This is a genomic window from Buchnera aphidicola (Tetraneura ulmi) (genome assembly GCF_964058925.1).
GTDB lineage: Bacteria > Pseudomonadota > Gammaproteobacteria > Enterobacterales > Enterobacteriaceae > Buchnera_D > Buchnera_D aphidicola_B.
Map to the genome: position 1 here is coordinate 503,847 of NZ_OZ060366.1, position 22,234 is coordinate 526,080.

Annotated in this window: 18 protein-coding genes and 5 tRNA genes; 8 read left to right on the plus strand and 15 right to left on the minus strand. The window is 23.0% G+C overall.

From position 1 onward, the window contains the following. Window positions 1–130: 130 nt before the first annotated feature. Window positions 131–1,081 (minus strand): tRNA (adenosine(37)-N6)-dimethylallyltransferase MiaA, encoded by a 951-nt coding sequence (miaA, locus tag AB4W66_RS02400; RefSeq protein ID WP_367674842.1) that lies wholly within the window; start codon window positions 1,079–1,081, stop codon window positions 131–133. A gap of 362 nt (window positions 1,082–1,443) precedes the next feature. Beyond that, window positions 1,444–3,099 carry a glucose-6-phosphate isomerase gene (gene pgi / locus AB4W66_RS02405; protein WP_367674843.1) on the minus strand — a complete coding sequence of 552 codons (1,656 nt, stop codon included), beginning with the start codon at window positions 3,097–3,099 and terminating at the stop codon, window positions 1,444–1,446. 619 nt (window positions 3,100–3,718) lie between these two features. Between pgi and orn the strand changes: the two genes are divergently transcribed. Together orn and AB4W66_RS02415 are read left to right on the plus strand one after the other, a co-directional pair. After that, entirely contained in the window at window positions 3,719–4,258 is a 540-nt protein-coding gene (gene orn / locus AB4W66_RS02410) for an oligoribonuclease (protein WP_367674844.1), read from the plus strand. 90 nt (window positions 4,259–4,348) lie between these two features. After that, window positions 4,349–4,421, plus strand: a tRNA-Gly gene (locus tag AB4W66_RS02415). Between the two features lie 26 nt (window positions 4,422–4,447). Here AB4W66_RS02415 and rpmE read toward each other — a convergent pair. Continuing rightward, window positions 4,448–4,651 (minus strand): 50S ribosomal protein L31, encoded by a 204-nt coding sequence (gene rpmE / locus AB4W66_RS02420; RefSeq protein WP_367674845.1) that lies wholly within the window; start codon window positions 4,649–4,651, stop codon window positions 4,448–4,450. Window positions 4,652–4,943: 292 nt separating this feature from the next. On the opposite strand from rpmE, the gene hslV reads away from it, so the two are divergent. From hslV to AB4W66_RS02435, 3 genes are all read left to right on the plus strand, one after another. Beyond that, on the plus strand, window positions 4,944–5,474 hold the full coding sequence (hslV, locus tag AB4W66_RS02425; protein ID WP_367674846.1) for an ATP-dependent protease subunit HslV: 531 nt from the start codon (window positions 4,944–4,946) through the stop codon (window positions 5,472–5,474). A 10-nt stretch (window positions 5,475–5,484) separates the two neighbouring features. Next, entirely contained in the window at window positions 5,485–6,825 is a 1,341-nt protein-coding gene (hslU, locus tag AB4W66_RS02430; protein ID WP_367674847.1) for an HslU--HslV peptidase ATPase subunit, read from the plus strand. A gap of 102 nt (window positions 6,826–6,927) precedes the next feature. Next, complete coding sequence (locus AB4W66_RS02435) at window positions 6,928–7,683, plus strand: ferredoxin--NADP reductase (RefSeq protein WP_367674848.1); 756 nt, start codon at window positions 6,928–6,930, stop codon at window positions 7,681–7,683. 105 nt (window positions 7,684–7,788) lie between these two features. Here AB4W66_RS02435 and epmA read toward each other — a convergent pair whose 3' ends face one another. From epmA to dapF, 4 genes are all read right to left on the minus strand, one after another. Further along, the gene (gene epmA / locus AB4W66_RS02440; RefSeq protein ID WP_367674849.1) at window positions 7,789–8,781 is read right to left on the minus strand and encodes an elongation factor P--(R)-beta-lysine ligase; all 993 of its coding nucleotides are present in this window, start codon (window positions 8,779–8,781) and stop codon (window positions 7,789–7,791) included. Window positions 8,782–8,965: 184 nt separating this feature from the next. Continuing rightward, window positions 8,966–10,411, minus strand: a complete 1,446-nt coding sequence (locus tag AB4W66_RS02445) for a hypothetical protein (protein WP_367674850.1) — start codon at window positions 10,409–10,411, stop codon at window positions 8,966–8,968. A 383-nt stretch (window positions 10,412–10,794) separates the two neighbouring features. After that, window positions 10,795–11,976, minus strand: a complete 1,182-nt coding sequence (locus AB4W66_RS02450; protein ID WP_367675095.1) for an MFS transporter — start codon at window positions 11,974–11,976, stop codon at window positions 10,795–10,797. Between the two features lie 213 nt (window positions 11,977–12,189). Continuing rightward, window positions 12,190–13,014 carry a diaminopimelate epimerase gene (gene dapF, locus AB4W66_RS02455; protein ID WP_367675096.1) on the minus strand — a complete coding sequence of 275 codons (825 nt, stop codon included), beginning with the start codon at window positions 13,012–13,014 and terminating at the stop codon, window positions 12,190–12,192. A gap of 88 nt (window positions 13,015–13,102) precedes the next feature. On the opposite strand from dapF, the gene cyaY reads away from it, so the two are divergent. After that, the gene (gene cyaY, locus AB4W66_RS02460) at window positions 13,103–13,447 is read left to right on the plus strand and encodes an iron donor protein CyaY (protein WP_367674851.1); all 345 of its coding nucleotides are present in this window, start codon (window positions 13,103–13,105) and stop codon (window positions 13,445–13,447) included. Window positions 13,448–13,652: 205 nt separating this feature from the next. Here the strand turns inward: cyaY and AB4W66_RS02465 are convergent. The 8 genes from AB4W66_RS02465 to AB4W66_RS02500 form a co-directional block, all read right to left on the minus strand. After that, window positions 13,653–13,726 (minus strand) — tRNA-Pro (locus tag AB4W66_RS02465). Window positions 13,727–13,782: 56 nt separating this feature from the next. After that, window positions 13,783–13,855, minus strand: a tRNA-His gene (locus tag AB4W66_RS02470). 43 nt (window positions 13,856–13,898) lie between these two features. Next, window positions 13,899–13,974: transfer RNA gene (locus AB4W66_RS02475), tRNA-Arg, on the minus strand. 150 nt (window positions 13,975–14,124) lie between these two features. Next, complete coding sequence (gene rho / locus AB4W66_RS02480; protein WP_367674852.1) at window positions 14,125–15,384, minus strand: transcription termination factor Rho; 1,260 nt, start codon at window positions 15,382–15,384, stop codon at window positions 14,125–14,127. 167 nt (window positions 15,385–15,551) lie between these two features. Next, the gene (gene trxA, locus AB4W66_RS02485) at window positions 15,552–15,893 is read right to left on the minus strand and encodes a thioredoxin (RefSeq protein ID WP_367674853.1); all 342 of its coding nucleotides are present in this window, start codon (window positions 15,891–15,893) and stop codon (window positions 15,552–15,554) included. Window positions 15,894–16,372: 479 nt separating this feature from the next. Next, window positions 16,373–17,851: a ketol-acid reductoisomerase gene (gene ilvC, locus AB4W66_RS02490; protein ID WP_367674854.1), complete on the minus strand. Its 1,479-nt coding sequence runs from the start codon at window positions 17,849–17,851 to the stop codon at window positions 16,373–16,375. A gap of 57 nt (window positions 17,852–17,908) precedes the next feature. Then, complete coding sequence (gene ilvD, locus AB4W66_RS02495) at window positions 17,909–19,768, minus strand: dihydroxy-acid dehydratase (RefSeq protein WP_367674855.1); 1,860 nt, start codon at window positions 19,766–19,768, stop codon at window positions 17,909–17,911. A 215-nt stretch (window positions 19,769–19,983) separates the two neighbouring features. Then, a tRNA-Trp gene (locus AB4W66_RS02500) sits at window positions 19,984–20,056 on the minus strand. A gap of 161 nt (window positions 20,057–20,217) precedes the next feature. On the opposite strand from AB4W66_RS02500, the gene AB4W66_RS02505 reads away from it, so the two are divergent. Both AB4W66_RS02505 and iscU read left to right on the plus strand, forming a co-directional pair. After that, window positions 20,218–21,438 carry an IscS subfamily cysteine desulfurase gene (locus AB4W66_RS02505; RefSeq protein ID WP_367674856.1) on the plus strand — a complete coding sequence of 407 codons (1,221 nt, stop codon included), beginning with the start codon at window positions 20,218–20,220 and terminating at the stop codon, window positions 21,436–21,438. 28 nt (window positions 21,439–21,466) lie between these two features. Further along, window positions 21,467–21,895, plus strand: a complete 429-nt coding sequence (gene iscU, locus AB4W66_RS02510; RefSeq protein WP_367674857.1) for a Fe-S cluster assembly scaffold IscU — start codon at window positions 21,467–21,469, stop codon at window positions 21,893–21,895. Window positions 21,896–22,234 lie beyond the last annotated feature (339 nt).

Sequence of the window (22,234 nt, forward strand, 5' to 3'; positions counted from 1 at the left end):
AAATTTTTTTCTAAAAAATCAATTTTTTATAATTCAAATTTTACAAACATCAATTTTATTTTAAACTTTAAAGATAAATATTTTTTATAAAAAATATTTTTCATAAAAAATAAAAATTAAAAAAATTTTTTTATTTTTTAATTATTCTACTAATAGTTTTTTGAATAAAATTTAAAGAATTTAAAAAATCACCACTGTTTAAAAAAAACAAATCTTTCCATTTTTTAGACCAAGTAATTTGCTTTTTAACTAATCTCTTAGTAGAAATTATTGAACTATTAATCATTTCGTCATATGTAATTTCTTTTAAAAAATATTTCCACATTTGTCTATATCCAATACACTTCATCGAAGGTAAATTAGAATTTAAATCACCTCTAAAAAAAAGTTTTTCAAATTCTAATTCAAAACCTTGATCTAACATTTTTTTAAAACGAGATTCAATTCTATAATATAATAAACTTTTATTAAATGGATATAAAAAAAATTGTAAAACAGTATATGGAAAATTATAAGGTATAACATTGGAATATAAGTTACTTAAAGTTTTTTTAGATTTTAAAAAAACTTCAATAGCACGAAATATTCTTTTTTTATCATTTTTATGAATTCTGCTAGCTGATATAGGGTCAATAGATTTCAAATATTCATATGAATATAAAGAATTTAATTTAGCATTACTATCTCTTTTTAAAGAATAATTTGAAATAGGAAGAGAAGATAAACCATGTAATAAAACTTTATAATATAGCATCGTTCCACCAATTAAAATAGGAATTCGATGCCTAAAAAAAATCGATCTTTCTATTTCTCTTAAAGCGTCTTGTCTAAAATTTTCTATTGTATAAATATCTATTGGATCACGAATATTAATTAATTTATGAGGATAACTCAATAATGTTTTAGAATCTGGTTTATCTGTACCAATATTCATTCCTCTATAAATCAAAGCTGAATCAACACTAATAATATCACAGGGAAATAAATTAGATAACTGAATTGCTAATTCACTTTTTCCACTAGCTGTAGTTCCCATAAGAAATACAACAATTGGTAATTTTTTTTTATCTGTTATCTCCATAAAATTCTTTATTATTCTCAAAAAAAAGTTTAAAATTCTTTAAAAAATATTTTAAATAAGTTTTACAATAATATGATTAAATACAACTGTTTATATTATTTAAAACAACAATAAATATTTTGAATTTAAAAAATTAATTACATAATTCTTTGGATTTAAAAATGTATTTTAAAATATAATAAATTAATTTAATTTTTAGAAAATAAAATTATAAAAAAACTATTCACATTTTGAAAAACTAAAAAATTTAAAAATCAAAAAATAAAAAACTAAATATATTAATATTTAAAAAATAAATATTATTTTAATTGTTCTTTTTAAAAATTATTTTAAATATTTAAAAAAAATAAATTTTAAAAAACTTATTTAATCCAAGAATAATATGCATTAATTAAATTTCTAGTAGAAGAGTCATAACTAATAGCATTAAAAGCTTTATTTTCTTTTAAAATACTAAAAATATTATTTGCTGCTTTCTTTCCTAGTTCAACACCCCATTGATCAAAACTAAAAATATTAAATATTATTCCTTGTGTAAAAACTTTATGTTCATAAACAGACAATAGCAATCCTAAATTGTAAGGAGTTATCTTTTCAAATAAAAAAGAATTAGAAGGTCTGTTTCCTTCAAAAATACGAAATGGAACAATTTTTTCTATTTCTTTTGTTTCCATTTTTTCATTTAAAAAATTTTCTTTTAATTCTTCAATAGATTTACCAAAAGCTAAAGATTTAGTTTGAGCTAAAAAATGTGAAAACAATCTTTTATGATGATCATATAATTTATCATGTGTATTTACTGCAGCAATAAAATCCGATGGAATTATTTTAGTTCCTTGATGCATTAATTGATAAAATGCATGTTGTCCATTAGTTCCAGCTTCTCCCCAAATAATTGGACCTGTCTCCCAATTTACTTTAATTCCATTCCTACTTACTGATTTACCATTAGATTCCATATTCAATTGCTGTAAATACGTAGCTAACTTATTCAAATTTTGATCATAAGCAAAAATAGCTTCTGTTTCAAATTTAAAAAAATTATTATACCAAATACTAATCAAAGCTAATATTACAGGTATATTATCCTCTAAGTCTGAATTTAAAAAATGTTGATCCATATCATTTGCACCAGATAATAAGTCAACAAAATTTTTAAAACCAATAGAAAGAATAATACTAAGTCCAATTGACGACCATAAAGAATAACGTCCTCCAACCCAATCCCAAAATTCAAAGTAATAATCTTTAATAATTCCAAATTTTTTAACTTCTAAAAAATTCATTGACAATGCTATGAAATGTTTTTTAACAAATTGAATATTTCCTGTTTTTTCTAAAAACCAATTTCTTGCTGTATAAGCATTTATCATTGTTTCTTCTGTAGTAAACGTTTTAGACGCTACTAAAAACAATGTAGTCTTTGAATTTATTTTTTTTAAAACTTGATTAATATGTGTTCCATCTATATTTGATACAAAATGTATATTCAAATGATTTTTATATGGAGATAAAGCTTCTATAACCATATTAGGTCCTAAACTAGATCCTCCTATGCCAATATTTACTATATCTGTTATTGTTTTCCCTGTATATCCTTTTATTTCACCTGAAATAACTTTTTCTGAAAAATTTTTCATTTTTTCTAAAACATAATTAACTTTAGAAACAATATTTTCTCCATTAACTAAAATTGTTTTTTTGTTTCTATTTCTCAACAAAACATGTAATACAGATCTATTTTCCGTATAATTAATCTTTTTACCACTAAACATCGATTGAATTTCTTCTTCTAAATTCATTTCTCTAGCTAACTGTAATAAATAATTGATTGTACACCTTGTAATTCTATTTTTAGAAAAATCTATTAACATTTTGTTTTTGAAAAAAAAAGAGAAATTATTAAAACGAGATGTATCAGTTTTAAAAAAATCTTTTAAATGAACATTTTTTATTTCATTAAAATGTAATTTTAAATTTTTCCATGACTGAGTAGAAACAGGATCAATATATTTCATATTTTTAATTCTCACTAAAATATTTTTAAAAATATATCTCTTAAAGAACAAAAAAATAATTTTTTTAATTATATAAAATTATGTTATTTAAGAATTTTTTTCTATAAATAAATTTTATCATTAATTTTAAAAGAAATTATAATAATTTTTATTAAAAAATAATAAATATTTTTAAAATTTAAAATCTTTAAATTAAATTTACATAGATTAAAAAATTTTACTCTAAAAAAATATTATCTCAAAAAATATATATACATATTAAAAAATACTTAAATTTTAGAGTTTTTTTTTAAAAAATATTAAAAAAATCATTCTAAACTTAATTGAATAAATACTATAAAAAAAATATTTATAAATCATAATAAATATTATCTTTTCTATAAATAAAAACTTTAATATTCCTATTAAAATATAAAAATAATAAATTATTTTTTTTAAAAATTATAAAAATCAAATAATTAATTTCTATTAAATTTAATTAAGAATATTTTTTTATTTACTTCTTTTTTAAAAAAATAATTTCCTACATATATAAAAAAATATAAAAAAACTTTTTCTACTAAAAATATATATATCCAATATAATATATATTTAAAATATATATAAAAATTTTTAAAAAATGAAAATTAATAAAAATAATTTAATTTGGATAGATTTAGAAATGACTGGATTAAATCCAGAAAAAAATAAAATACTTGAAATAGCAACTGTAATAACTAATTGTAAATTAAAAATAATAGAAGAAGGACCATTAATTCCTATTTTTCAAAAAAAAAAAGAAATTAAAAAAATGAAAAAATCAATTTTTAAAATACATAAAAAAAATGGATTAATAAAAAGAGTTTTAAACAGTTCTTTTAATGAAAATCAAGCAGAAAATTTAACTATTAAATTTTTAAAAAAATGGGTGCCTAAAAATGCATCTCCAATATGTGGAAATACTGTTTCACAAGACAGAAGATTTTTATTTAAATACATGCCAAAACTAGAAAAATATTTCCATTATAGACATATTGATGTTAGTACAATTAAAGAACTAATGTTTCGATGGAAAAATAAAATAAGAATCAAAAAAAAGAATATACATTCAGCATTAATCGATATTCACGAATCCATAGAAGAATTAAAATTCTATCGAAAAAATTTTTTTAAATTTTAATTCAATTTTAATTTAATTAAATAAAATCTTTGAAGAAACCGATCTTGCAAAAAAAAACTGTCTAACATATAATGTTTATTTACTATCCATGCGGGGATAACTCAGTTGGTAGAGTACAACCTTGCCAAGGTTGAAGTCGCGAGTTCGAATCTCGTTCCCCGCTAAAAAAATTTAAAAAATTTTTAAAATTTATAAAAAATTAAATTTTTTATTAAATTTTTCAATTCTACCTCCTGTATCAGCATTTCTTTGTTTTCCGGTGTAAAATGGATGACACTCCGAACAAACATCTAAATGAATATTTTTCCCAATTGTAGAAAAAATTTTTCTTTTATTACCACAAGAACAAAAAGCCGTAATTTCACTATAATTTGGATGAATCTTTTTTTTCATTAAGAATCCTTTAAATTAAAAATTAAAATAAAAATTATTGTTTTTTTTTAAATAAATTTATAAAACGAAAACAATAAAATTTTTCTTTTTTTTTAAAAATAAAATCTAGAAAAATAAATTGATTGAATTTTATAATCTAAATAAAATTATAACTTAAAAAAAAAAAAATAATATAAAAAATTAAAAAAAAGAAATAAAAAAAATAATTTTTAATTATATTTTATTACTAAATTTTATTTTAAAAAAAATCAGCTAAAAACCACTTATAAAAAAACTTAAAGAAATCTTATTTATGACAACAATTCTAAGTCTTAGAAAAAATAAAAAAGTAGTTATCGGTGGTGATGGTCAAGCTACTTTGGGCAACACAATTATGAAAAGTAATGTAAAAAAAATAAGATCTCTTTATCATAATAAAATAATTGCAGGTTTTGCTGGTGGAACAGCTGATGCTTTTACTTTATTTGAACTTTTCGAACAAAAACTAGAAATGTACCAAGGTCAAATTAAAAGATCAGCAATAGAACTAGCAAAAGATTGGAGAAGTGATAGAATTCTACGAAAATTAGAAGCACTTCTTGCTGTTGCCGATAATAAAAACTCACTAATCATAACGGGAAATGGAGATGTTATACAACCAGAAGACGATTTAATTGCTATAGGATCTGGAGGATCATACGCACAAGCAGCTGCACGTGCATTATTAGATAACACGAATTTAGAACCAGTTGATATAGTAAAAAAATCACTAAATATTGCTGCAAACATTTGCATATATACAAATCACAATATTCTTATTAAAGAATTACCTTCAGAAAAGTAAGGATCACTCTATGTCTGAAATGACTCCTAGAGAAATTGTTAAAGAACTTAATAAATATATCATTGGTCAAGAAACTGCAAAACGAGCAGTATCAATTGCACTTCGAAATAGATGGCGTCGTATGCAATTAAACGACGAACTAAAAAATGAAATTACTCCTAAAAACATACTAATGATAGGACCAACTGGAGTTGGTAAAACAGAAATTGCTAGAAGACTAGCAAAATTAGCCAATGCACCTTTTATTAAAGTAGAAGCAACTAAATTTACTGAAATAGGCTATGTTGGAAAAGAAGTAGATTCAATAATTAGAGATTTAACCGATTCAGCTATAAAAATGATTCGAATGCAGGAAATTAAAAAAAATAAAAAAAAAGCAAAAAAATTAGCTGAAGAAAGAATATTAGATGTTCTTGTACCTTTACCAAAAAAAAATTGGGAAGAAGATAAATCCGAAAAAAAACCAGAATCTACAATACAACTATTTAGAAAAAAACTACAAGAAGGAAAATTAAAAGATAAAGAAATAGAAATTAATGTTGCAGCAATGCCTGTAGGGGTTGAAATAATGGCTCCTCCTGGAATGGAAGAACTAACTAATCAATTACAATCTTTATTTCAAAATTTAAATGGAAGGAAAAAAAACAGAAGAAAACTAAAAATTAAAGACGCAATGAAATTATTAACAGATGAAGAAGCCGCTAAACTTATTAATTTAGAAGATATAAAACAAAAAGCAATTAACGCGGTAGAACAACATGGAATTGTATTTATAGATGAAATAGATAAAGTATGTAAAAGAGGTAATTCTTCATCCAGTGGAACAGATGTTTCAAGAGAAGGAGTACAACGAGATTTGCTCCCTCTAGTAGAAGGTTGTACCGTTTCTACAAAACATGGAATGGTAAAAACTGACCATATTTTATTCATTGCTTCTGGAGCATTTCAAACTGCAACTCCAGCAGATCTAATTCCAGAATTACAAGGACGTCTTCCTATCAGAGTTGAATTAAAAGTATTAACAATAGAAGATTTTGAAAGAATATTAACAGAACCTAATGCTTCTATTACAGTTCAATATAAAGCACTTTTAAAAACTGAAGGAATAAATATTAATTTTACTAAAGAAGGTATAAGAGCTATTGCAGAAGCAGCTTGGAAAGTAAATGAATCTATGGAAAACATAGGAGCCAGAAGATTACATACAATTTTAGAAAAATTAATGGAAGATATTTCTTTTTATGGATTTGAAAAATATAATTCAGAAGAAATTAAAATAGATCCATCCTATGTAGGTAAACATTTAAATAAATTGGTTTATAATAAAGATTTGAGTAGATTTATTTTATAAATCTTAAATGTTAAAAATAATTAATAAATACTTTAAAACGTTTTTTACCTATCTTCAAAATAAAAAGATAGGTAATTAATAAAATTAAAAAAAGAGAAAAAAATGAATTGGATAATTGGGGAAATACATAAAATAAAAAAATGGAACGAAAAATTATTCACTTTAATTGTTCATGCTTCTATTGATCCTTTTTTAGCAGGACAATTTACCAAATTAGCTATTTTGAATAAAAAAAATAAAATATCTATACAAAGAGCTTATTCTTTTGTTAATCCTCCAGGAAAAAAAAATTTAGAATTTTATATTTTATTAATCCCAAATGGAAAACTTACTAATTATTTATATAATTTAAAACCTTCAGAAAAAATTTTAATTAGCAAAAATTCATTTGGTTTTTTTACATTAGAAAATATTCAAAGTTGTAAAAATTTATGGATGATTTCAACAGGTACAGGTATTGGTCCATATATATCTATATTACAAGATCATTCTTGGAAAAAAAAATTTGAAAAAATTATTTTTGTAAATGCAGTAAGATATGAAAGTGACTTAATCTATTTACCATTTTTAAAAAAAATAAAAAAAAAAAATAAAGGAAAAATAAAAATAATAACAATTGTAAGTAGAAGTAAATCTTCTAATAAAACATATTTTAGAGAAAGAATACCTAAATTAATTAAAAATAATCTATTAGAAGAAAAGATTGGAATAAAAATAAATTCAAAAAATTCACATGTAATGCTATGTGGTAATCCAAATATGGTTAGAGAGACAAAAAAAATATTACAAGAAGAAAAAAAATTAAAAAAAAATTTAATAAAAAAACCAGGTCAAATAACTACAGAAAATTATTGGTAAAGTAATTATTAAAAAAAATAAATTTAAAATAAATAAATTATTCTTTTTTGAAAAAATCAAAAAATTAAATAAATTTATATTTTCTTATATTTTAAAAAATAAAAATTAACTACTTTTAATCGGAAAGGTAAGAACATCATTTATATTTTTTGATTTTGTAGCAACCATAATTAATCTATCTATTCCAATAGCAATACCAGAATATAAAAAATTAATTTTCTTAAGTGAATTAACAAAAAATTCATCAATCGGGTAAACAGATAATCCTAATTTTTTTCTAAAATTATTATGATTTTCGAAAATTTTTTTCTGATTATCGAAATTAATTAATTCTTCACAACCATTTCCTAATTCTAAACCTTTAAAAAAAACCTCGAATCTATTAGACAATCTAGAATCATCAGAATTTATAATTGAATTTTGAGATTGTAAAGCAGGATAATGATATACTATTAATGGATTATTCATACCAATTATAGGTTCTACAGCTAATGAAAAGATCAATTCTAATAAATAATTATTAATTTCAATTTCGTTTTTTAATTTAATATTCGAAAAAATAATATCATTTTGAATTCCAAAATATTTAGATTTTTCAATTAAATCCTTTTTTGAAGCAAATAAAGGATCAATTCCAACAACATTAAAATAAACATCTCTATAAGAAATTTTTTCTACAAATTTACAACCTAAAATTATTTTAAGAAAAGAAACCACTTCTTCAATTAAATCAAACATATTGTATTCTGGTCTATACCATTCTAGAATGGTGAATTCTGGATTATGATAATTCCCAATTTCTCCATTTCTAAAACTATGACAGATTTGATATATTGCCCCACTACCTTTCGCAATCATACGTTTCATATGATATTCTGGACTAGTTATCAACCACATTTTTTTTCTTGATTTATAAGAATATTTTTTTTCTATTTCAGAAACCAAAAAAGTTTTAAAAGATTTTAAATGAACTTCAGTAGTTCTATAATTAGAAATTGTAGGAGTTTCTACTTCTAAAACATCTAATTCCAAAAAAAAATTTCGTATATTTGATATGATATCAGCTCTTTTTTTTAATTTTTTTAAAAAAACATTCATAAAATTATCTTATTAAATTTCATCTTATTAAATTTTAAATTTAAATAAAAAATACTAGATAAATATCTTTTTTAAAAAAAGATCATAGTTCGCAAAAAATCGAACTATGATTTTTTTAAAATACAAAAATTTTTATATTTTTGTATAAAATTTATCTAAAAGATTAGATAAAAAAAATATTTGTTTACTTTTGTAAATAATATAAAAATTTTATATACGGTACTCTATTTTTATTTAACATTACTGATGCTCTTACACCTAATGTTAAATCTTTATCTTCATTATTCGAATTAATAATATGTAACTTAGTTGTATTTGTAACAGTTAATCTTAAAAAACCATGATGAGTAGGTTCAACTTCATAAGAAAAAGAAATGTTTTTCGGAGGATAACGAAATAAACCAGGAGCGAAGTTTGTTAATTTCAAATATGCAGGTTCCAATATTTTTTGATTAGCATATGTTGATACTAATTGTCTTGTTTCCAAATCAGGAAGTAATTTTTTAAATTTTTCAAATAATTCTTCTCTCGTATTGTTTGGAACTAAATAATGACTAACCTTTAAATCTACATCCTGATAATCACTCATAAATCCAGGAACCAATGAACTAGTACCTTTTAGATCTTGGTATCTTTCATATAATTTTTTAGAATAGTCTAAATTATCTTTTGAAACATTTATAGAACGAAGTCCTTTCCAACTAATTTCACCAGGGTTTCCAAATGAAAAAGAAGGTAAATAACCATTTTCTGTATTAAAACTAGAATTCTTATCTAAAAAATAATTTTGAACATCTGTTAAATCTTTGTCATTATGATATTTAGAAAATGAATAACTAGTAGGTACATTATTAATTGATTTATTTTTTTCAGCATCATTTCTGTTTCTGCCTACTTTATTTCTATGACGATTATCTACATAATTTTGAATTTCTTCAAATGTAATATGGTCTTTTAAAAAAACATCATATTCAGTATGATAATTGATTTTTTTTTCTTCTTTTTTATCGTTTGAAACAAGATTTTTATTATTCTCCACTTTTTCTTTTTGATTTTTACTATTTAAAATTTTATTTTTCTTATTAACAGAAGAATTATTGTGTGATAAAACATCAAAATCAGCATGAAAAACTGGTTTATCAATGTTTTTAGAAGAATTATTATCAATATTTTTAGAAGAATTGTTATCACTAACAACTTTTTGATCGTTTATTTTTTCAAAATTTTTAAAATCTAAATCTTTTAAAAAATCAGTATTTTTAATAAAATTAGTATTAATAATACTGTCAAAAATATTATTAACACCTTTTTTTATTAGATCTTTAGAAAAAAACGAATTAAAATGAATTAAAAAATTTTCTAAATTTAGAGTAACATCATTAGAATTAAATTTTTCATTGTTCGGTTTATTTTTTGAATTTTTTTCAGAATAAACCAATGAATTGTTAGAAGGAATAAAATTATCTTCTAAAATAACTGAAGAATTGGATTTATGTTCTATATTATTAGTTTTATTGTTTCCTTCTCTTATTAATCTTTCTTTATTTATTTTAGAAGAAGAATTACTAAAATCATTTGTATTATCTATTAATCTTCTTATATTATTATTATCAGGTATAATTGATGACATATTTATTATTGATCCTATTTTTATAGATCTTTATAATCTCTTTTTTACTTCAATTTACTTATTTAGTCAAGGTTCTAAAAGGAATATTAAATATAGTATTTTTATATATAAAACCCTTTTTTAAAAACTAATAGTATATATAATAAATATTCAAAAGAAATAAATTTTACTATTAACAAAAAAATTTAATTTTTTTTAATATATATTTAAAAAATATGTTTCAAAAAAATAATAGATTAAACTTTAAATATTATTAATCTTCTAAAAAAAATTTAAATTAATAAAAAACAATAAAATTAAATTATTCATACAAATTTTAAAAAAGTAATTGAAACAATTAATTTTAAAAAAATATGTAACCGTTTTTTAAAATTTTTTATTAGTTATATTAACTTTACATATTTTTTTTCTAAATTAAATAAAAATAAAATAGATAATAATAATAAAAATAATACAAAAATAGAAATCCCTAACCAATTGAAAAATAACCAAAAAAAACCTCCAATACTACCAAAAAGACTAACTCCTAAATAATAAAAAAAAGAATGAAGAGATAATGCATAACTAGAATCAAAATTTGAATGACTACTTATCCAACTACTAATAGTAGAATGAGCAGCAAAAAATCCTCCTGCAAATAAAACAAGTCCTAAAAAAATAAAAAACAAAATATTAAACTGAGTCATTAATAGTCCTAATATCATCATCAAAATTGCAGTATTTAAAACTAAAAAACGACCATATTTATTTATTGATATACCTGCAAAAGGAGAAGTGTAAATTCCAACAAGATATATAAAAGAAAGAAAAAATATTATATTTTGACTCAACAAAAATGGAAAATCTGTCAATCTATATACAATATAATTAAATACTATAATAAACCCCCCTATTAAAAAAAAACTTATGAAAAGTAATCTTACTAGAACAGGATCTTTATATTTTTTTATAAAAGAATAAAAAAAATTCTTTATATTAATTTTTTTATAATTCAAATTATTTGAAACAGGAAGTAAAAATAAAAATAACATAGTACTAAAAAAAGAAAACAATCCAATAACTAATAAAGCCACATTCCAAGAAAAAAAATTAGATAAAATACTTGTTGTTGATCTTCCTAAAAAACCACCTATCGTATTTCCGCTAATACATAATCCAATAACAAAAGATAATTCTTTAGGGTTTATTTCTTCGCTAAGATAAGTTAACATAATCCCTGTTACTCCACTTAAAGAAATACCTGTTAAAATTCTCATAATGATCATCCATTTCCAAACTTTCATAAAAGAAAAAATAATCGTAAAAATTGAAGCTAGAAATAATGAAATAGTTATGATAATTTTTCTTCCAAATCTATCTGATAGTGGTGGGATTAATAATACAGAAAAAGCCATTGAAATAGTTGTTGCTGACAAGGAATAACTAGTTGATAAAGGATTTAAATGAAAGGTTTTTGATAAAATAGGAAAAATCGGCTGTACTGAATATAGTATTGCAAAAGTAGGTAAACTAGCTGCAAAACAAGCAATTATTAATGACTTAAATTCAATTGTTCCTCTACTAATAAATTTTTTTTTTTACTAGACACAGAATTAGACTTAAAAAAAATATTTTCTATTGATTTCTTTTTTATAAAACTAAAAAAAAAATTTTTAAATTTCATAAAATTCATTAAAAAAAAACTCCTTACAATTTTTCTTTGATATATATTTTTAAATAAATCAAAATTAATTGAATTGGTTGACAGATAACACTAAAAAATAAAAATTTTTATTTTTTTATAAATATATTAAACCATCATAAACATGATTTGCTGGACCAGACATAAAAAGAGAATGACCTAAACCCTTCCAAAAAATTTTTATTACTCCTCCCTCTAAGATTACTGATACTTTAGAATCCAACAAACCTCTAATAATTCCAACAGCTACAGCAGCACAAGCTCCACTTCCACATGATTTAGTTTCTCCAACACCTCTTTCATAAACTCTTAAAATAATTTTATTCCGAGATAATATTTGAAAAAACCCTACATTTACTTTATTAGGAAACAAATTATGTTTTTCTAAAATTGATCCTATTTTCTTTACATTATATGTATCTATTTCATTTACTATTAAAACACAATGAGGATTACCTATCGAAACAACACTAAAATACACTTTTTCTTCAAATATTTTTAATGAATATATTTTTTTCTCTTCATTAGCTAAAAAAGGAATTTTTTTTGGGATAAAATTAGGTTTACCCATATTGACTAATATTTCAAAATTGTCTAATATTTTACAAATCATTTTTATTTTTGATGTCATTACAGAAATAATTCTTTTTTTTATTATTTTCTTTTTGTATAAAAAAAAACAAAAACAACGAACTCCATTACCACATTGTTCTACTTCTTCTCCATTAGCATTAAAAATCCGATAAAAAAAATCAATATTATTTAATTTTGATTTTTCTATTAACAGTAATTGATCAAAACCTACTCCATAATTCCTATTTGATAAATGAACTATTTCATTGGTAGAAAAATGATATTTTTTAAAAGTCATATCTACAACCATAAAATCGTTTCCTAATGATTCCATTTTAGAAAAAAAAATTTTTTTTATTGATTTTTTTTTATTCATTTAATATCCTAGTTTTAAATGTTAATATAAATATTTAAAAACAACATAAAATATTAATCATATGAAAAAAAATGAAATAACATATTCTACTTATATTAATTTAGTAGAAGAATTATTGTCTAAATTAGAAAATATATTAGATGATTGCAAAAATAGTGACATTGATTACCAATATAATAACGAAGTATTTACAATAACTTTCAAAAATAAAAACTTTATATTAATTAATAAACAATCGTCATTAAAAGAAATTTGGCTTGCTACTGAAATTAATGGTTATCATTTTCAATTTAATTCTATTAGTCATTCTTGGATATGTAAAAAAACTAAAAAGAATTTCTGGAGGATTATAGAAAAACAATTTTTAAATAAATGTAATGAAAATATTTTTAAAGAAATATATTAAAATTAATAAAAAATTAAATTTTTAAAAAAATTTTTAAAAAAATAAAAATTAAGAATTTTAATCTAAAAATATTTTTAAAAACCTATTAAATATTTAAAGAACATTTTTATTTTTCTAATTTTTAAAAAATATATTTTAAAAAATCTACTTAACATTAAATTTCACTAAATAAAAAACCATTAACAACTTATTAAATAAATACTTTTCGGCGAAAGAGGATTTGAACCTCTGACCCACTGGTCCCAAACCAGTTGCGCTACCAAGCTGCGCTATTCGCCGTATTTAATAATATACTCTCTTTATAAAATTTAAAAAAGTAAAAAAATAATTTTTTGGGTGACTAATGGGAATCGAACCCATGACCACTGGAACCACAATCCAGAGCTCTACCTGCTGAGCTATAGTCACCAAAAGTTATAAGAAAACAAATAACTACTTATCTATTATTATCTACACCCGACAGGATTCGAACCTGTGAAACCTATACTTTCGGAAAGTATTGCTCTATCCAACTGAGCTACGGGTGTTTATTGAAACATTCATTTCTTTTTTTATTCATAATAATATTTAAATAATTTATGTATACTTCATATAATAAAATAAACATAAATTATTTAATTTAAAAAAAATTTTAACCATTTATTAAAATAAAATCAACAAATATATTTTAATATTTTTTAAGACCTCTTCATCATATCAAAAAATTCACTATTTGTTTTAGTCATAGATAATTTATTAATTAAAAATTCCATAGCATCTATTTCTCCCATTGGATGAATTATTTTTCTTAAAATCCACATTTTTTGTAATTCTTCAGGAATTGTTAACAATTCTTCTTTTCTAGTTCCAGAACGATTATAATCAATTGCTGGAAATACACGTTTTTCTGCAATTTTTCTAGACAATGGTAATTCCATATTTCCAGTACCTTTAAATTCTTCATATATTACTTCATCCATTTTAGAACCAGTATCAATTAATGCAGTAGCGATAATAGTTAAACTTCCTCCTTCTTCTACATTTCTTGCAGCTCCAAAAAAACGTTTAGGTCTATGTAATGCATTTGCATCTACACCTCCTGTTAACACTTTTCCTGATGCAGGAACAACAGTATTATAAGCTCTTGCTAAACGAGTAATAGAATCTAATAAGATTATTACATCTTTTTTATGTTCTACTAGTCTTTTAGCTTTTTCTATAACCATTTCAGATACTTGAACATGTCTCGATGCAGGTTCATCAAACGTAGAAGCAATAACTTCTCCTTTGACTAAACGTTGCATTTCAGTCACTTCTTCCGGGCGTTCATCAATTAATAAAACCATTAAAACACAATCTGGATGATTATAAGCTATACTTTGCGCAATATTTTGTAAAAGTATAGTTTTTCCCGCTTTTGGTGGAGCAACAATTAAACCTCTTTGTCCTCTCCCAATAGGAGAAGCAAGATCTAAAACACGTGCAGTAAGGTCTTCCGTAGATCCATTTCCTCTTTCCATTCTTAAACGAGAATTTGCATGTAATGGGGTTAAATTTTCAAATAAAATTTTACTTCTTGCATTTTCAGGTTTGTCATAATTTACAAAATTCACTTTCAATAATGCAAAATATCTTTCTCCTTCTTTTGGAGGTCTTATTTTACCAGATATAGTATCACCTGTTCTTAAATTAAATCTACGTATTTGACTAGGAGAAACGTAAATATCATCAGGTCCAGCTAAATAAGAACTATCTGATGAACGCAAAAAACCAAATCCATCCTGTAATATTTCTAAAACACCATTTCCAAAAATATCTTCTCCACTTTTTGCATGTTGTTTAAGAATAGAAAAAATAATATCTTGTTTTCTCATACGTGCTAAATTTTCTAATCCTATTTTTTCAGCTAAAACAATTAACTCAGATACTGTAGTATTTTTAAGCTCGGTAAGATTCATGATTGTGGATTTCTTAATAAACTTGAAGTAAATCGTGATGTGTAAAAATATTTAATATATCATTACTTAAAAATATTTTTTTAATATTTTTAATTATATCTTTTAAAATAAAAAAAATCCAGCGGTTTTTATTAGACAAAACCGCTATATTTTAATTTAAATTATTTTTATACTAAATAATTTGAAATTAATTCTTTTATTTTAAATTTAGATATTAAACCACTTACTCTATTTAATATAGATTTATTACGAATAAACAATAATGTTGGAATACTCTTTATTTGATATTTCAGAGCATTTTTTTTGTTTTCATCAATATCAATTTTTATGAAAATTAAATTTTCATTATCAGTGTATTCATTAGCAACGCTTTCTAAAATAGGAGATAATTGTTTACATGGAGCACACCATTTTGCCCAAAAATCAATTATCAATAATTGATTTTTATTAGAATCTAGATATTTATCAAATTCATTTTCACTTAAGTCAATTAGTCTACTTTTTTTCATATTTATGATTCCTATAAAAAAATTAAATATTTAACTAATATTTGGAAAAACTTCTAATAACATTGATCAATGCTAATATTTTTAAATTAATTATTTGTTTTAATTTTTTTTTAATATTTATCTAATAAATTTAAAAATAAATTATCTTTTTGATTGTAAAATTTTTTATAAAACTTTTTTGAAAATTTAATATTTTTTTTAAGTTTTTAAAACTTTTTTTAAATTAGTTTGTATTCTTTAACTAAAACTAAAAAAAATTTTATTTTTTGAAAACATTTTTTTATTTGTTATTGTAAATTTTTCACAAAATTAAAAAACTATTTTTAAACTCTATAAACAATAATCATCAAATAATTATTGTTTTATTAAATATAAAAAAATAAATAAAAAAATTTTAACTAAAAAAAATATTTTTTAAAAATTATTAACTATTAGAAAAAATTTTTTTTAAATCTTTATTTAAAAAAAATAAAAAAAACTTATTTTATTTCTTCATATATAGATTTCATTTCAATCATATGTTTTCTTAATTTTTTTCCAATAATTTCAACAGGATGTTGAGATATTTCATTATTTATTTTATGTAAATTAAAATTATCTATTTCAATATCTAGAACACTATTTCCTAAATCTCCATATTTCAATTCTTTTGTAATTTTTTTTAAAATTGGAATTGCTTTTTCACTAAAAAGATAATTTCCATACTCTGCAGTATCAGATATAACTAAATTCATTTCATATAATCTTTTTCTTGCAATTGTATTTGCAATTAATGGTAGTTCATGCAAAGATTCATAATAAGCTGATTCTGAAAGAATTCCTGTTTCTACCATTATTTCAAAAGATAATTCTACACCTGCCTTAACAAGGGCTAACATAAAAGTACAATTTTCAAAATAATTCGATTCTGATATAGTACCCCGATAAGATTTAGCATTTTCAAAATTAGAATTTTTTGTTTTTTCTCTTGATAAGAGTAAATATTTATCTTTATTATTCCAATCTTTTATCATTTTTTTAGAAAAAGATCCTTCAATTATTTTATCCATATGATCTCTAAACAAGGGTTTGAAAAATTTTTTTATTTTTTTAGATAATTCACATATTCTAATTTTTGAAGAATTTGTAGTACGATCCAACATCAAAGTAATACCACCAAACTTTAAAGATTCAGTGATAGCTTGCCATCCATATTGAACTAATTGACATGCATAAGAAGGATCGTGTCCTTGTTCAACTAAATAATCAAAACATACTAAACTTCCCGATTGTAACATTCCACATAAAATTGTTTGTTCTCCCATTAAATCTGATTTAACTTCAGCTGAGAAAGAGGAAATCAATACTCCAGCTCTATGACTTCCTAAAGCATAAGCCCATGCTTTTGCTATTTCTTCCCCGTTTTTCTTAATATTATTTTCACTATGTACAGCTATTAACGTAGGTACTCCAAAACCTCTTTTGTATTCTTCTCTTACTTCTGTTCCAGGACATTTTGGAGCTACCATAATTACAGTAATGTCTGAACGAATTTTTTCACCCATTTCTATGATATTAAATCCATGAGAGTAACCCAAACACGATCCTTTTTTCATTAAACTCTGTATATTTTTAATAACATTTGAATGTTGTTTATCCGGGGTTAAATTAATAACTACATCAGCGTTTGGTATAAGATTTTGATAACAATCTACTAAAAAACCAAATTTTGTAGCTTTTTCCCAAGAATTATTTTTATTTTCAATTGATTTTTTTTTAAGTGCAAAAGAAACATCTAATCCAGAATCTCTCAAATTTAAACCTTGGTTTAAACCCTGAGAACCAGCTCCTATAATAACAATTTTTTTTCCTTTTAGATAATTACAACCATTTAAAAATTCTTTTTTATCAATAAAACGACATTTTTGTAATTCTATTAATTTATTTCTAAAATTTAAAGTATTGAAATAATTTTTCATAATTTTCTCAAATAATATTTAAAAAATACGACTTAATAAAAAAATATTGATTAAAAATTAAAAATTTTCTAAAAATTTGTTTAATTTTTTAACATCTCTTACAGCTCCATTATCAGCACTAGTAACTAATGAAGAATAAATTTTTAGTGAATTAGAAATAATTCTTTTCTTCCTATTTGGAAAATATGAATTATTTTTCTTGGAATCTTCTTGTTTTTTTCTATCTAAGAATTCTTTTTTTGAAATTTCTAAATTTAAAATTCTGTTTGGAATGTCAATTTTAATTAAATCTCCATCTCTTATTAAAGCAATTTCCCCGCCATCAGCAGCTTCTGGAGAAACATGTCCAATAGATATTCCAGATGTTCCTCCTGAAAATCTTCCGTCAGTAATTAAAGCGCAATATTGATCTAATTTCATAGATTTTAAATAAGTAGTAGGATATAACATTTCTTGCATTCCAGGACCACCCTTAGGTCCCTCGTAACGTATAACGATTACATCTCCAAATTTGATTTTATGATTTAATATAGCATACACAGCATCTTCTTGAGAGTCGTATACTTTAGACTTTCCTATAAAAAAATAATTATTCTTTTTTATAGCAGCTGTTTTTACGATACAACCATTTTTTGCTATATTTCCAAATAAAATTGCCAAACCACCTTCTTTGCTATATGAATTCTTAACAGAACGTATACATCCTTTTTTAACATCATTATCTAATGATTTCCATTTAAATTTTTGAGAAAATGGAATTATCGTTCTATAACCTCCTGGACCAGATAAAAACATATCAATTACATTTTTGTTTTTTGTTTGAGAAATATCATATATTTTTAGAGTTTCTTTTAAAGTCATTCCCAAAATATTTTTAACAGAAGTATCAATTAAATTTTCTTTGTTTAATTCACCTAAAATACGAATAACTCCTCCAGCTCTATGCATATCTTCCATATGAAATTTTTTACTACTAGGAGCAATTTTACAAATGTGTGGAATTTTTTTAGATAAATGATCTATGTCAGAAAAATTAAAATCTATTTTACCCTCTTTTGCAGCAGCTAATAAATGTAAAACAGTATTAGTTGAACCACCCATTGCAATATCAACTTTCATTGCATTTTCAAATGAAGACTTGCATGCTATATTTCTAGGTAAAACTTTCGAATTATTTTCTTTGTACCAAGATTTAGTTAATTGAACAATAATTTGACCTGCTTGTAAAAATAATTTTTTTCTATTTTCATGTGTAGCTAATAATGTTCCGTTTCCAGGTAATGATAATCCCATTACTTCAGTCAAACAATTCATTGAATTAGCAGTAAACAACCCTGAACAAGATCCACAAGTAGGACATGCAGAATCTTCCATTTCAGAAATATCATTGTCATTTGCAGTATAATTTGCACTTATTTCAATTGCATCAACTAAATTGATTTTTTTTGATTTATTTTTTTGTAATCCAGCTTCCATAGGACCACCGGAAACAAATACAGTTGGAATATTCAATCGTAATGAAGCCATTAACATTCCAGGAGTAATTTTATCACAATTCGATATACAAACCATAGCATCTACACAGTGTGCATTAATCATGTATTCTACTGAATCTGCAATTAACTCTCTAGATGGTAGTGAATACATCATACCTGAATGACCCATAGCAATTCCATCATCAATAGCTATTGTATTAAATTCTTTAGCAACACCTCCGCAAATTTTTATTTCATTCGATACTAATGAACCTAGTTTTTTTAAATGAATGTGACCAGGGACAAATTCAGTAAAAGAATTTACAACAGCTATAATTGGTTTTGTAAAATCTGAATCTTTCATCCCTGTGGCTTTCCATAATGCCCTCGCTCCAGTCATATTTTTTCCATGTGTAGTAGTAAAAGATCTATATCTTGGCATTTTCCCTCATTATTATTCTTTGTTGGAAAATATATAACGACTATCTGATATAAGAATTGAAATAAAAGATTTCTTGTAAAGAAGTAAAAAAACTATTTTTTTTTATTAAAGATATTAATTTAAGTAAATTAATAAAAAAAATATTTTTTTTATATATTTAAAAAAATCACTTTTATTTTTTTTGAATTAAAAAAGGATAAGAATCACATTAATATCAGGGACAGAGGGAATTGAACCCCCAACCTTCGGTTTTGGAGACCGAAACTCTTCCTATTGAGCTATGTCCCTATTAATTTTTAAAGTTTTTAAAATTTGTTGATTTATAATATAATGATTACGTAAAAGAATGCAACAACAAATTATCTTTGAAGAAATTATTTAACTAAATTTAATCAAAATATCTTTTTAAATTAATACTTCGCTATATTTTATAAAAACAGGAGAAAACATTGAGTTATAAAAATCCAATCTACTTAGATTATGCAGCAACAACACCTATGGATCCATTAATAGTAAAAAAAATGGTAAAATATTTAACTTTAGAAGGAGATTTTGGAAATGCATCATCACGTTCTCATATATTAGGATGGAGAGCCGAAGAGTCTGTTGAAGAAGCAAGAAACAATATAGCTGAATTAATCAATGCAGATTCTAGAGAAATAATATTTACTTCTGGAGCTACAGAATCTAATAATTTAGCTATTAAAGGATATTGTGATTTTTATCAAAAAAAAGGAAAACATATCATAACAAGTAATACAGAACATAAATCTGTATTAGATACTTGTAGATTTTTAGAAAAAAATAATTTTAAAGTAACATATATCGATCCTGATTCCGATGGTTTAATCAATCCTAAAAAAATAGAAGAAAAAATCTCAAAAGAAACAATTCTTGTTTCGATTATGTTTGTAAATAACGAAACAGGAATAATACAAAATATAGATGCAATATCAAATATATGTAATAAAAAAAATATTGTGTTGCATGTTGATGCAACTCAAGCTATAGGTAAAATTACTATTAATTTAAAGGAAATAAAAATTGGATTAATGTCTTTTTCAGGCCATAAATTATATGGACCTAAGGGAATTGGAGCTCTTTATATAAATCGTCGTAGTCCTAGAATACGTTTATCAGCTCAAATTCATGGAGGTGGTCATGAAAGAGGGATTCGATCTGGAACTTTACCTGTTCATCAAATTGTAGGAATGGGAGAAGCTTTCCGATTTGCAAAAATTAATTTTTCTATGGAATATGAAAAACTAACTTTTCTAAAAAATAGATTATGGGATGGTTTAAAAAACATAGAAGAAGTTTATTTAAATGGAAAATTTAAAAATACTTCTCCTCATATTTTAAATGTAAGTTTTAATTACGTAGAAGGAGAATCTTTGATTATGGCTCTAAAAAATTTAGCTGTTTCTTCTGGTTCAGCTTGTACTTCTACTAGTTTAGAACCTTCTTATGTTTTACGATCTATGGGAGTAAAAGATGAACTTGCTCATAGTTCGATTAGGTTTTCTATCGGTAAATTTACTACTGAAGAAGAAATTGATTACACAATTAAATCAGTTCATTCTGCAATTATCCGTTTGCGTAAGTTGTCTCCATTGTGGGAAATGTTTAAATCAGGAATAGATCTAAAATCAATAAAATGGAATAAATAAATTATAATTAATTAATTTAGGAAAAAAAATGTCATATAGTAAGAAAGTAATAGATCACTATGAAAACCCTAGAAATGTAGGATCTTTTTCAGAAGAAGATATTAATTCAAATAAAGATATAAGTATTGGAAATGGTTTGGTAGGTTCACCATCTTGTGGTGATGTTATGAAATTACAAATTAAAGTCAACGATGAAGGAATAATTGAAGATGCAAAATTTAAAACATACGGATGTGGTTCAGCTATTGCTGCTAGTTCATTAGTTACTGAATTAGTAAAAGGAAAATCTTTAAAAGAAGCTAAAAATATAAAAAATGTTAATATAGCACAAGAATTAGAATTACCTCCTGTTAAAATACATTGTTCCATTTTAGCAGAAGATGCAATTAAAGCAGCGATTTTAGATTATAAAAACAAAAAAATAAAGCAAAATCAGCAATTTGATTCTAAATCATAAATTTAAATAACTAAATTTCTTAACATAGAATAAATTTTATATAAATTCAAAATTAATAAAAAAAAGTTGAATTAATACAATAAAAATTCTTAAATAAAATTATTTAAAAATTGTTAAATAACTTTCTTAAAAAAAATCTTTTCATATTTTTTTTTAACTACTTGCATAGATGCAAGTACTATGAAATCACTGTTGTTACTCGAATAGATGCAAGTACTATTGGATCGCTTTCACTACTTGCATAGATGCAAGTACTATTGGATCGCTTTCACTACTTGCATAGATGCAAGTACTATTGGATCGCTTTCACTACTTGCATAGATGCAAGTACTATGAAAT

Coding starts and splice junctions, on each gene's coding strand:
- miaA (WP_367674842.1), bottom strand. CDS start 1,081: ATGGAGATAACAGATAAAAAAAAATTACCAATTGTTGTATTTCTTATG.
- pgi (WP_367674843.1), bottom strand. CDS start 3,099: ATGAAATATATTGATCCTGTTTCTACTCAGTCATGGAAAAATTTAAAA.
- orn (WP_367674844.1), top strand. CDS start 3,719: ATGAAAATTAATAAAAATAATTTAATTTGGATAGATTTAGAAATGACT.
- rpmE (WP_367674845.1), bottom strand. CDS start 4,651: ATGAAAAAAAAGATTCATCCAAATTATAGTGAAATTACGGCTTTTTGT.
- hslV (WP_367674846.1), top strand. CDS start 4,944: ATGACAACAATTCTAAGTCTTAGAAAAAATAAAAAAGTAGTTATCGGT.
- hslU (WP_367674847.1), top strand. CDS start 5,485: ATGTCTGAAATGACTCCTAGAGAAATTGTTAAAGAACTTAATAAATAT.
- AB4W66_RS02435 (WP_367674848.1), top strand. CDS start 6,928: ATGAATTGGATAATTGGGGAAATACATAAAATAAAAAAATGGAACGAA.
- epmA (WP_367674849.1), bottom strand. CDS start 8,781: ATGAATGTTTTTTTAAAAAAATTAAAAAAAAGAGCTGATATCATATCA.
- AB4W66_RS02445 (WP_367674850.1), bottom strand. CDS start 10,411: ATGTCATCAATTATACCTGATAATAATAATATAAGAAGATTAATAGAT.
- cyaY (WP_367674851.1), top strand. CDS start 13,103: ATGAAAAAAAATGAAATAACATATTCTACTTATATTAATTTAGTAGAA.
- rho (WP_367674852.1), bottom strand. CDS start 15,384: ATGAATCTTACCGAGCTTAAAAATACTACAGTATCTGAGTTAATTGTT.
- trxA (WP_367674853.1), bottom strand. CDS start 15,893: ATGAAAAAAAGTAGACTAATTGACTTAAGTGAAAATGAATTTGATAAA.
- ilvC (WP_367674854.1), bottom strand. CDS start 17,851: ATGAAAAATTATTTCAATACTTTAAATTTTAGAAATAAATTAATAGAA.
- ilvD (WP_367674855.1), bottom strand. CDS start 19,768: ATGCCAAGATATAGATCTTTTACTACTACACATGGAAAAAATATGACT.
- iscU (WP_367674857.1), top strand. CDS start 21,467: ATGTCATATAGTAAGAAAGTAATAGATCACTATGAAAACCCTAGAAAT.